Source organism: Flavobacterium sp. TC780 (assembly GCF_056783245.1).
This window is the reverse complement of the sequence record NZ_JBXBAV010000053.1, coordinates 1-11,370: the sequence shown is the minus strand read 5'-3', so window position 1 is coordinate 11,370 and position 11,370 is coordinate 1. Positions and strand designations below refer to the sequence as shown.

At 35.4% G+C, this 11,370-nt stretch carries 10 protein-coding genes; 7 read left to right on the top strand and 3 right to left on the bottom strand.

Going from position 1 to position 11,370, the window contains the following annotated elements; genetic code table 11:
• The coding region (locus tag AC1RYN_RS05360) for a hypothetical protein (RefSeq protein WP_481806128.1) at positions 1-188 on the bottom strand (188 nt) is incomplete at its 3' end.
• Positions 189-265: 77 nt separating this feature from the next.
• Positions 266-1,120, bottom strand: a complete 855-nt coding sequence (gene dinD / locus AC1RYN_RS05355; protein WP_481806127.1) for a DNA damage-inducible protein D — start codon at positions 1,118-1,120, stop codon at positions 266-268.
• A 249-nt stretch (positions 1,121-1,369) separates the two neighbouring features.
• Here dinD and ppsA point away from each other — a divergent pair, with 249 nt between their 5' ends.
• From ppsA to AC1RYN_RS05325, 6 genes are all read left to right on the top strand, one after another.
• Positions 1,370-3,748 (top strand): phosphoenolpyruvate synthase, encoded by a 2,379-nt coding sequence (ppsA, locus tag AC1RYN_RS05350; protein ID WP_481806126.1) that lies wholly within the window; start codon positions 1,370-1,372, stop codon positions 3,746-3,748.
• Positions 3,749-3,927: 179 nt separating this feature from the next.
• The gene (locus AC1RYN_RS05345) at positions 3,928-5,115 is read left to right on the top strand and encodes a PAS domain-containing sensor histidine kinase (protein ID WP_481806125.1); all 1,188 of its coding nucleotides are present in this window, start codon (positions 3,928-3,930) and stop codon (positions 5,113-5,115) included.
• A gap of 24 nt (positions 5,116-5,139) precedes the next feature.
• Positions 5,140-6,162 (top strand): response regulator, encoded by a 1,023-nt coding sequence (locus tag AC1RYN_RS05340; protein ID WP_481806124.1) that lies wholly within the window; start codon positions 5,140-5,142, stop codon positions 6,160-6,162.
• Between the two features lie 115 nt (positions 6,163-6,277).
• Positions 6,278-6,727, top strand: coding sequence for an Hsp20/alpha crystallin family protein (locus tag AC1RYN_RS05335; protein ID WP_481806123.1), 450 nt, complete (start codon positions 6,278-6,280; stop codon positions 6,725-6,727).
• Positions 6,728-6,861: 134 nt separating this feature from the next.
• Entirely contained in the window at positions 6,862-7,692 is an 831-nt protein-coding gene (locus AC1RYN_RS05330) for a restriction endonuclease (protein WP_481806122.1), read from the top strand.
• Between the two features lies 1 nt (position 7,693).
• Positions 7,694-9,049 carry an MBL fold metallo-hydrolase gene (locus AC1RYN_RS05325; RefSeq protein WP_481806121.1) on the top strand — a complete coding sequence of 452 codons (1,356 nt, stop codon included), beginning with the start codon at positions 7,694-7,696 and terminating at the stop codon, positions 9,047-9,049.
• A 123-nt stretch (positions 9,050-9,172) separates the two neighbouring features.
• Here the strand turns inward: AC1RYN_RS05325 and AC1RYN_RS05320 are convergent, their stop codons facing one another.
• Complete coding sequence (locus AC1RYN_RS05320) at positions 9,173-9,607, bottom strand: hypothetical protein (protein WP_481806120.1); 435 nt, start codon at positions 9,605-9,607, stop codon at positions 9,173-9,175.
• A 355-nt stretch (positions 9,608-9,962) separates the two neighbouring features.
• Between AC1RYN_RS05320 and AC1RYN_RS05315 the strand changes: the two genes are divergently transcribed.
• The coding region (locus AC1RYN_RS05315; RefSeq protein WP_481806119.1) for a L,D-transpeptidase family protein at positions 9,963-11,370 on the top strand (1,408 nt) is incomplete at its 3' end.

Here is an 11,370-nt window from a genome sequence, read left to right as displayed (position 1 = left end):
TACGTATTGCTAAGGTTAATACATGCTCCTGTTGTTAGGGAGGCAGCACCTATAACCCTGACAGGTACAGTTTTTTCCTTGTAACAAAAAGAGGAAGCAGCCCGCCTGGCATCGAAAACACCAGAAATATGGTCAGTGGAGAATAATATTATCGTCGAATAATACAGAAATAATTGGCTTCTATCCATAACTTTAGATTAAAAGCTAATATCAAACATATCAACTGCAATCAATCAAATACTTCGTACATCTGCTTGTTAACAGGTCATTTGTTCCTGATATTTGAAGGTGCTTTTTTATGCTTTTGTTCCACTTTTGCAATATCTTCCATAACGGGTAAATTCTCAGGTAAAGTAATCCCCGCATCCTGCATCGCCTGTCGAGCTTTTAATCCAACAGTAAAATGAATACTGTCGGCCTCAACAATACCCTGCACTTTGTCCCTTTGAAGTTTCTCAGCGGTTTGGGTTATACGAAATAAATTAGCGGCAAGTTCGGTACTGTCCATATGATCCAGAATGTTTTGATTTGAATCCAAATGCTTGAACTCACGAATACCTTTTACATCCAATCCTCCATAAAGTCCCCTGTAGCCATGATTTTGAAAAAGAGCATAATCTGCCGGATTTGTAATTCCAGCTTTTCTGGCAGCACCGGCAAGCTGAAGATTACGTTTGGCTAATTCTTCTCGAAGAAAAAATCTTCGTTGTCTAACTATTTTTAAATTATTTCTATTATTTAAGTGACTCAGCTCCAATAAATGATTCTGAGCAGCAAAGTAGGCCTGTGCAAATGCCACAGCTTTCAGACTTGGATCTCCGTTCTGTATGGCTAGATAACAGCCAAAGCGTGATAGTTTTACATCAGTAGCTATTGAGGCTTTCGTAGTAACCGCTGACTGCTCCAGTAAATTTTCTTTAAAATGCTCTTCTATCTTTTGATCTACCAGTATACAGGCTGTCTTTGCCCGATCAAGTGCTGGTAAAAAAAGACTGTAATGGGAATATCCCAGCACTTTAGCCAATGCTTTGGCACTCCAATATTCATTGCCTGCCTTGTCTATTCTTCTAAGTTGCTCAAAAACTGACATGCGCAGTTTTTGTGTGTTTTTTGGTTTCATCTGACTTGTATTTAAATAATCTTATTTTAAAAACTCATCCCTCACATATTTAGCAAGATTTTAATCTTATGTGAAATTCAATAGAAATTTATTACTACAAATCTCAGCTATAATCTTCATCTGCAAAATGATATCCATCACATTATAAAAAAGCAATATTTGATGACCGTCACTTCTGCTAACTGTACCGTACCTTATATTTACTAAACAATAAGCATCTAATAAATTTTATGTTTAAAACAAATAAAAATGGAACAGTATATTCTTAAATTCAGCGAAATAGGGATTTCAGATATCCCAAAAGTAGGAGGGAAAAATGCCTCTTTGGGTGAAATGTTCAATAATCTTGTTTCCAAAGGTCTACATATTCCTGACGGTTTTGCCCTGAGTACTGAGGCTTACAAATATTTTATTAGTTATAATAATTTGGAAGAACCATTAGAGGAGTTAATGAGTCTTTTGAACAAAAAAGACTTTACCAATCTAAAAGAGATTGGCTTAAAAGCCCGAAAACTCCTCCTTGATGCAAAGTTTCCTCTGGATCTCCAAACAGCTATTTCATCTGCCTATCAGTTTCTTTCAAATGGCAATGAAGTATCCGTTGCTGTACGAAGCAGTGCCACAGCTGAAGATCTGGTTTCAGCAAGTTTTGCTGGCCAGCATGATTCATTCCTGAACATACAAGGAACTATGCCACTGATATATACTGTTAAATGTTGTTTTGCTTCGCTCTACACAGACCGAGCAATCAAATACAGACAGGACATGGGTTTTGAGCATACCAAAGTTTTTCTATCGGTGGGTATTCAGCATATGGTTCGCTCCGACCTTGGATGTTCCGGTATCGGGTTTACCATTGAACCCGAGTCAGGATTCCGAGATGTTATACACCTTGCTGGTACCTGGGGACTTGGCGAAACCATTGTACAAGGGACTGTCACACCTGATGAATTCCTAATATTTAAAACCTCGCTTAAAAATAATAAAAAAGCAATACTGCAGAAAAATCTGGGAAGCAAAAGTAAAATGCTAGTCTATGATACTAATCCCAAAGGCATCAATTCTACCCTGCTTAAAGTAACCCCTCGTGAATACTCTGAGAAGTTTATTTTAGAAGATCCTGAAATTGAAAAATTAGCCCTATGGGCACTTATCATAGAAGAACATTACAAAAAGCCTATGGATTTTGAATGGGCTAAAGACGGAATCGATAATCAGCTCTATATTATTCAGGCCAGACCTGAAACTGTACACTCTCTTATCCAAAAAAACATATCCATTACTACTTATAAGTTGGAAAAAAAAACAACGGCACTCCTTCATGGTGAAGCTGTAGGAAGCGCTATTATAAGTGGTGTTGCCCGAATAATATTACTTCCTCAAGACTCTGATAATCTCCAAAAAGGAGACATCCTGATAACTGATTTTACCAGCCCAGACTGGGATCCTATTCTTAAGAAAGTGTCTGGAATTATAACCAATAAAGGAGGCAGAACCAGTCATGCCTCAATAGTTGCCCGCGAATTAGGAACTCCTGCCATTGTTGGAACAGGAAATGCTACAGAAATTATTAAAGAGGGAGATTTAATTACTTTGAGTTGTGCAGAGGGAAGAATAGGAAATATTTATAAAGGGAGCTTAAAATTCTCCCAAACCACTAGTACCATAAATAAGCTGCCCTTACCTGGAAAACCAAAAGTGCAGCTTATAATTTCAGAACCTGAGAAAGCATTTAAACTTTCTTTCTACCCAAATGATGGTGTAGGGCTTCTTCGTATAGAGTTCATTATTACAAACAGCGTTAAGATACATCCCATGGCACTGATCCATCCCGAAAACATAACTGATGACCAGCAGAGAATAGCCATAAATAAACTAACAGAGAATTACAGCAATAAATCAGATTTTCTTATCGAAAAATTATCTCAGGGCGTCGCAACAATAGCCGCTGCTTTTTATCCCAAAGAAGTAATCGTGAGAATGAGTGATTTTAAAACAAATGAATATTCCAGGCTACTTGGGGGCTCCTTCTTTGAGCCTAAAGAGGAAAATCCAATGTTGGGTTTTCGAGGGGCTTCTCGTTATTACCATCAGAACTATCGCGAAGGATTTCGTCTTGAATGTCTTGCGATGAAAGTAGTACGCGAAGAGATGGGACTTACCAATGTAAAATTGATGATCCCTTTTTGCCGCACGCCTGAAGAAGGAAAAAAAGTAATTAGCCTTATGGAAGAATATGGTTTAAAACAACATGATAATGACCTGGAAATATATGTCATGGCCGAAATACCTTCCAATGTATTACTTGCCAAAGAATTTGCACGAATTTTTGATGGCTTCTCCATTGGTTCTAACGACCTTACCCAGCTTACTCTAGGTATTGACAGAGATTCTGCATTAATTGCAGATCTTTTCAATGAACAAAATCCAGCTTCTAAGCAGTTAATACTTCAAATGATAACTGCTGCAAACAAAGCACATAAAAAAATTGGGCTTTGCGGACAGGCACCTAGTGATTCTTCAGAATTCACCAAGTTTTTAGTAAAGGCAGGAATTAACAGTATTTCTTTTAATGCTGATGCGCTAATAAATGGTATTCAAAATGTCAATGCAGCTTTAAAAAAATAATAAATATAAACGAAATATTGAATATCCCGTCTACCCCTTCAGACCACTATACCATAAGAAAAATAAATACTAATACCATTTTATCCTATAATCTTCACATGTTATCGAATAAAACAACTAAACTACTGATTATCAAAAACTATTAACGATATTTGTTAGAATTCTAATTCGTGTTGCATATGAAAAACCAGGCACTTTTGAATGCAATTATTGAAAAAGCAATCGACGGAATTATAACCATAAACGAACAAGGTATAGTAGAGACTATAAATCCCTCAGCCTGCCGTCTTTTTTTGTATACTCCCGATGAGGTTATAGGGCAAAATATAGCTCTGTTGATGCCATCCCCGGATCGGGAAAAACATGATTCCTACATTACAAATTACAAATCTTCAGGTATTCCGCATATCATAGGCCATGACAGGGATGTACTTGGACGCAAAAAAGATGGCAATATATTTCCTTTCCGTCTTGGGGTAAGTGAGGTTAAATTTGAAGAAACCCGAATTTTTGCCGGCTTTATTCATGATATGAGCCACCAGAAAGAAGCTGAAAGCCGTCTGATGCAGTATACACAACATTTAGAAGAGCTTGTCAAAGATCGCACACAAACCTTGAATGAGACTATAGATACCCTGACTCAGACAAAAGAAGAAGTCAGCAATACTTTGGAAAAAGAAAAAAAACTCAATAAACTTAAAAGTCGCCTTTTGTCAATGGCCTCTCATGAATTCAGAACTCCCCTCAGTACCATCCAGCTCTCCACAGCATTAATCCACCGTTATATAGAAGGCCAGAACAATCCAAAAGTAGAAGCACATATGCTCAAAATAAAAAGTGCTATTGCTAATCTGACAGAAATTCTCAATGATTTTCTGCTACTTGAAAAAACAGAATCTAATACTATTGCACTTAATCTATCCTATTTTGATTTTCAGTCTTTTATATCAGAAATTATAAGCGAACTCAAACTTCTTACCAAAAAGAAACAAAAAATAATCAGTGTCGTTAATCAAGAAAGCGCTTTTGTAAAAATCGATAAAAACCTACTTAAGAACTGTATTATTAATCTTGTGTCTAATGCCATAAAATATTCAGGCGAAGAAACCAAAATCGAGATTTGGACCGAAATAAATACTACTACAATTAACATCAATATCAAAGATAACGGCATCGGCATACCCCAAGAAGATCAGGAACATCTTTTCGAAGCCTTCTTTAGGGCACACAATACGGGAAACATTCCCGGAACTGGTCTTGGACTGCATATCGTTTCACGTTACGTGACGCTAATGAAAGGTACCATTTCTTTTAGCAGTACCATTAATAAAGGTACATTATTCACAATAGAACTCCCACGTTTATGACTAAAATACTTATCATTGAAGACAATGACAACATTAGAGAAAATGTTGTCGAGATACTTAGAGCTCTCAGGTTATGAAGCTTTCTCAGCAAATAATGGCAAAGTAGGAGTTGAACTAGCCCTTAAAATTAAACCTGACATCGTCCTGTGCGATATTATGATGCCAGAACTCAATGGATATGGTGTTCTACATATCCTGAATAAAAATCCAGAAACACAGGCAACGCCTATTATATTCTTGACGGCTAAGGCCGAACGACAAGATTTGCGTAAAGGTATGGAACTGGGAGTTGACGATTACCTGACTAAACCTTTTGATGTAATGGAGCTATTAAGGGCTATAGAGACAAGAATCAAAAAAAAAGAAACACAGTTACTTTTTTACGGGCAGACTGCCGAAAAGCTCGATACGATAATCTCTAGAGAAGACGGTCTTGTAAAGCTTAATGAAATCATGCTCGAGCGCAATACCAGAGAATATAAAAAAAATCAATATATTCACTATGAAGGAGATCACGTCACAGGAATCTATTATATCATTAGCGGAAAAGTAAAAACAGTAAAGCTTACCGAAGATGGACGCGAACTCATCACTGGTATCTATAAAGAAAATGATTATCTGGATATTGGCATTCTCTTCAGCCATGATACTTATAACGATACTACTATTGCACTGGAAGAAACTGTACTGAGTTTCCTTCCCATGGATCAGCTCGATAAACTCCTGTTCCTATATCCTGATGTAGGAACCAAGTTCATTAAAATACTCGCTAACGACATGAGAGAAAAGGAAATGAGACTCTTACAGATTGCCTATATGTCAGTACGGAAAAGGATTGCAGAAGGTATCGTTTGTTTACTTCTTCAGCATAGCAATGATGGTACAAGTATAAAGTTTAGCCGTGATGATCTGGCAGCTTTCTCAGGAACCTCAGCCGAAACAGTAAGTCGTACCTTAAGTGACTTTAAAGAAGAAGGACTAATTGAGAAAACTGCCAGTATCATACACGTTCTTAATTTTGAAAAACTCAGCAAAATAAAAAACTAACCCATGTGATTAACATCATCTTATCAAATGATTTACATCACCCCTACTGGCGATTATCTTATTTAATTTTGATAAATAATTTTAATCAAAATGTTTAACTTAAATACAGAACATCATGACACCAGCTACAATAACAACGAAAAACAATTCTTTTCCTACTATTTTTGATGACTTTTTCAATGACAGATTTCTTGAAACCTCCCCTTTTTTCGCTTTTTCTGGTCAAAAAGAAACTTTCCTTCCCAGGGTGAATGTAATTGAGAATAATGATAATTTTCAGATTGAACTTGCAGCACCCGGCCTTAAGAGCGAAGATTTTAAGGTAGAAGTGAAAAACGGTATCTTAAATATCAGCTCTGAAAAAAAAGAAGAAACTAAAGAGAAAGGTGAAAATTTCAGAAAAAGAGAATTCTCCTTTACATCATTCTCTCGCTCTTTTTCGCTCCCTGAAAATATACTAAGCGATAAAATCGATGCCAATTATACAAGCGGAGTACTCAAATTGATACTTCCAAAGAATAAAGTAAGCCCTGAGTTACCAGCAAAAAAAATTAAGGTGAAATAATACAGTGAAAAAGGTACAATTCTAAAAAAGAGCTTTAAGTAATAAAAAACATACTATTTTGTTCTTAAGGCTCAACTTTAGCAATCACTTGAAGGCGTATGTTTTCAATATAACTATAAAACTAAGCCAATACTATGAAAATAATTAAACATTCAGGGCATATTGTGCCCTTTGATAAAGAAAAACTAAAACGTTCTCTTTTAAAATCTGGTGCCCCAACAAATCTGGTAAAGGAATCACTTCGAGAGATTGAAAAACAAATGCATCAGGGGATAACCACAAAAGAAATCTATAAACTGGCTTTCACAATTTTAAAGAAGGCATCTAATGGTCATGCTGCCCGTTACAATCTACGTTATGCCTTGCAAATGCTTGGACCCGAAGGTTTTTTCTTTGAAAAATTCATCTCCAGACTCTATGCTGCAGAAGGATTCCAATCCAAAATTAACTTAACTCTACAAGGGAAATGTGTATCGCACGAAGTAGATATAGTTCTTAAAAAAGACAACAAAATAACGATGATTGAATGCAAATTTCACAGTAGCAGAGAGGGATTATCAGATGTAAAAATTCCTATGTATATTCTGGCACGCTTTAATGATCTTAAAGTAAAAGAGCATACTCTTTTCTCTAATAAAGAAACTATTAATTCTTGCATAATTGCAACCAACAACCGCTTTACAAAAGATGCTGAGAATTTTGCAAACTGCTCTGGAATTGAGCTTTTAAGCTGGGATTATCCTAGAGAAAATAATATCAAAAACAAAATAGACAAAGGAGCACTCTACCCTATCACCTGTCTGACAACATTATCGTTGATCGAAAAAGAGAAACTACTGATTTTAGATCAGATTCTCGTTAAAGATCTGATTAATGATTCTCAAAGCCTCCATAAAATTGGCATTAGTGAAAACCGAATTAGAAATATATTAAAGGAAACTTCACAAATTTGTAATTATATTTAAAATGAAAATAAAATTCATAGGAGGTGCCGGTACTGTCACAGGTTCAAAAACAGTCATAGAAAGCAATGGTAATAGAATTTTGATAGATTGTGGGCTCTTTCAGGGACTAAAAGTACTTAGAGAACTCAATTGGAATCCATTGCCAGTTTTACCATCGTCGATAGATTGTGTATTACTTACTCACGGTCACCTAGATCACTGCGGATGGCTGCCTATTCTGATAGCCCAGGGATTTACCGGAAAAATATTTTGTACGGCTCCAACAAGAGCTGTAGCAAATCTAGTTCTTCTCGATAGCGCCAAAATTCAGGAAGAAGAAGCTGAGAAAGCCAACAAAGAACATTATTCAAAGCATCAAAAGGCAGAACCACTTTATACAGTACAACAAGCTCAGGCTGTCCTGCCTTTTTTTAAAATTATACAGCCCAATGAATCTGTAGTTATAACAGATGAAATTTCAGCTGTTTTTACAAATGCCGGTCACATTATCGGAGCCTGTAGTATTACAGTGAATCTTGAGGGTAAGACTTTAGTTTTTTCAGGTGATATAGGACGTGATGATGATGTATTGATGTTTCCTCCAATAAAACCTTTAATTGGTGATTATCTCTTTTTAGAAAGCACCTATGGCAATCGCATGCATCCTGAACTGAATGTAAAGAAAGAGCTCGAAACCTATATCAATACTACTATACAAAAAAAAGGAACCATAATTATTCCGAGCTTCGCTGTAGAAAGAGCACAATCTATAATGTACCTTTTATGGCAGCTTAAAATAGAGGGGAAAATCCCAGATATTCCGTATATCCTTGACACTCCTATGGGTGCTAATGTACTGGATATTTTTCTAGGGAATATGCAATGGCATAAACTCTCTGCTGACCAATGTCATCAAATCACTAAAATGTTTACCATCGTTTCTAAGTTTGACCAGACCCTGCGCATCATCGAAAATCACCAGCCAAAGGTAATTATTGCTGCAAGCGGTATGGTTACAGGTGGACGAGTACTCTCTTATTTTGAACATTATATAGGTCGGGCCACAAGTACTGTAATAATTGTCGGTTATCAGGCTGAAGGTACACGCGGAAGAAAACTCCTTGAAGGAGCTCAGGAAATTAAAATATATGGAAAATATCATCCCATAAAAGCCAATATTGTACAGATAGAATCTCTATCAGCCCATGGCGATCAAATCGATCTTCTCAATTGGCTCTCTGAACTTCAAAATATCCCCAAATGTATCTATCTGGTACATGGGGAAAACCAGCCAGCTGATGAACTGCGAATTAAAATTCAGGAACGTTACGGTTTTAACTCCAAGGTTGCCCTAATGGGTACTGAGATAGAGATCTAAGTCTTTTTCTCCAATATTTTATGCCCTCAAACCACAATGTTAATCCTTTTTAAATCATGCTCATCTCATCTATATAAATTAATTATGTTACCCTAAAAATATTCAACTAAAACATATTTACCTCTACACAATAACGGTTGGAAATATGTGCACCCTGATCTTCAGGGCACTTAAAACTATACTATATTCTTTACATACCAAAAAAATCTTCAGGGTTTTGTTTATCATTTTTTTGTCATTAATAGTTGCTATAGGCCTGATAACGATGTCTGTTATTTCAGTTTGGTCATCTGTGACCACTACTGATGCCTTGGCATTACACTTAAAAGCGCTGCATTTAATTCCTTTATTTTTTGCTGTTTTAAGAAATGAGGTCATATAGGAACTCTCTATAGCCGCTATAAACAAATGTTCAGCAGACCATATATCATTCGTTAAATCTTTCAGACAACTGTGTGACGCCACTTCTATGCTTTCTTTAAAAAGCATCGAGCTAAGCCTCGCATTTTGATCTTCTTTCCAATACAAATCAACCTGACATTCATGGGAAGTCTCCATATCTTTTTTTTTTAAAGAAATATTAGAGATCAATGGTCATTTTTCAGCTTTGATATCTAATTTTCAAAAGGTTATACAAATTTAATGATACAGAGAACCAAATTAGATTTTTATTAAATAAAACCATATGATATTGATCACATTACTGTTTTAAATTTTCTAATAAAACTGATCTGCGTCATTTTTATTTCTCATTAGCGAGCATAATTTTATAGTAAATTCTAAAACCTAAAAAACATCTTAGATAAAAAACTAATGCGTTTAATCAAAATAGTAATACATACAACAGATGAAACGAATCATTTTAATACTCAGTCTCTTTTGCTGTACTTTTTTAATGGCCTCTAAAAGAGATATGCACCTTTTCAAATTCAATCAAGAAAATATTTCAAAGGAAATTGATACCATTGAGATTTCTGCATTCTTTCAAAAATATGCCAAATTGAGACCTTTTGAAAATAAAGTACTGCAACTCTACAGAAAAAATAATAGTTACATTTGGTTTGATCAAAGCGGTATTAATGAATTTGCTCAGGTCTTCTATATGCATCTGAGCCGAATGAATGAAGAAGGGTTGCGAGTCAATATACCATATCAATCCGAACTCAACAAAATTTTTCAAGACAATACCAAATCCAGTCCTGAAAGCGAACTATTGATTAGCTCCCTATATTTTTTTTACACAAATAAGGTATATAATGGAGTTACCTTAAAAAACAGCCAACAAACAGGTTGGAATCTACCACGAGAGAAAATATGTTATAGCACTTATCTGGATACTATTGTAAACGATTTAAATTTAAAGAAAGAAATTAATTACAATTATTTCAATCAATATTATGCACTAAAAAAAGTATTAAAAAAATATATTGATATAGAGAAAAATGGAGACTGGATAACTATTGAACTTAACAAAAAAAATCTTCCCTTACAAGAGGGTGATTCTTCCATCATTGTACAGCAACTAAGAACAAGACTCTTTACTGAAGGCCTTATAGAGCAGAATTCTTCAAGTCCTTTATTTGATAAAGATATTTTATTAGGCATTCTCAAATACGAAAAGACGCAACATCGAGACTTTGGAGGCAAAATCACTCCTGATTTAATCGAATCACTTAATATCCCTGTAGCCAATCGCATAAAAACTATTTCGGTCAATATGGAAAGATGCCGATGGATTAGCCCTAAGATAAATTATGCTCAAGAATATATAGCCGTAAACATACCATCATTCAAACTTCTGTATTTTAGAGATGCAAAACCATATCTCATCTCAAAAGTCATTGTGGGAAAGGAATTTAATAAAACCGCGGTGTTCAGTGGAAATATGAGCTATATCGCTTTTTCTCCTTATTGGAATGTCCCCAATAGTATATATCAAAAAGAAATTTTACCGAAACTTAAAAAAAATCCTCAATATCTACAAGAGCAAAACATGCAATGGAATAAAGGAAAACTAAGGCAAAAACCAGGAATAAATAACCCCTTAGGTCTTGTGAAATTTATATTTCCCAATTCAAATAATATCTACTTGCATGATACACCTTCAAAATCCTTTTTTAAAAAAGAAAAAAGAGCCTTCAGTCATGGTTGTATCAGGGTAGAAAAAGCACATGAATTAGCGCTGGCTATTATGGAAAAAGATGCCCATTGGTCCACTGAAAAAGTAGATGCCGCAATGCACAAAGAAAAAGAATCTGTATATATTCTCAAAAATACAATCCCTGTATATATTGTTTATTTCACGTCTTGGGTAGATCAGT

Excerpts from the sequence above, each read along its gene's own strand:
- AC1RYN_RS05330 (WP_481806122.1), top strand. The coding sequence starts at position 6,862 with ATGAAAATAATTAAACATTCAGGGCATATTGTGCCCTTTGATAAAGAA.
- AC1RYN_RS05335 (WP_481806123.1), top strand. The coding sequence starts at position 6,278 with ATGACACCAGCTACAATAACAACGAAAAACAATTCTTTTCCTACTATT.
- ppsA (WP_481806126.1), top strand. The coding sequence starts at position 1,370 with ATGGAACAGTATATTCTTAAATTCAGCGAAATAGGGATTTCAGATATC.
- AC1RYN_RS05320 (WP_481806120.1), bottom strand. The coding sequence starts at position 9,607 with ATGGAGACTTCCCATGAATGTCAGGTTGATTTGTATTGGAAAGAAGAT.
- dinD (WP_481806127.1), bottom strand. The coding sequence starts at position 1,120 with ATGAAACCAAAAAACACACAAAAACTGCGCATGTCAGTTTTTGAGCAA.
- AC1RYN_RS05345 (WP_481806125.1), top strand. The coding sequence starts at position 3,928 with ATGAAAAACCAGGCACTTTTGAATGCAATTATTGAAAAAGCAATCGAC.
- AC1RYN_RS05325 (WP_481806121.1), top strand. The coding sequence starts at position 7,694 with ATGAAAATAAAATTCATAGGAGGTGCCGGTACTGTCACAGGTTCAAAA.
- AC1RYN_RS05340 (WP_481806124.1), top strand. The coding sequence starts at position 5,140 with ATGACAACATTAGAGAAAATGTTGTCGAGATACTTAGAGCTCTCAGGT.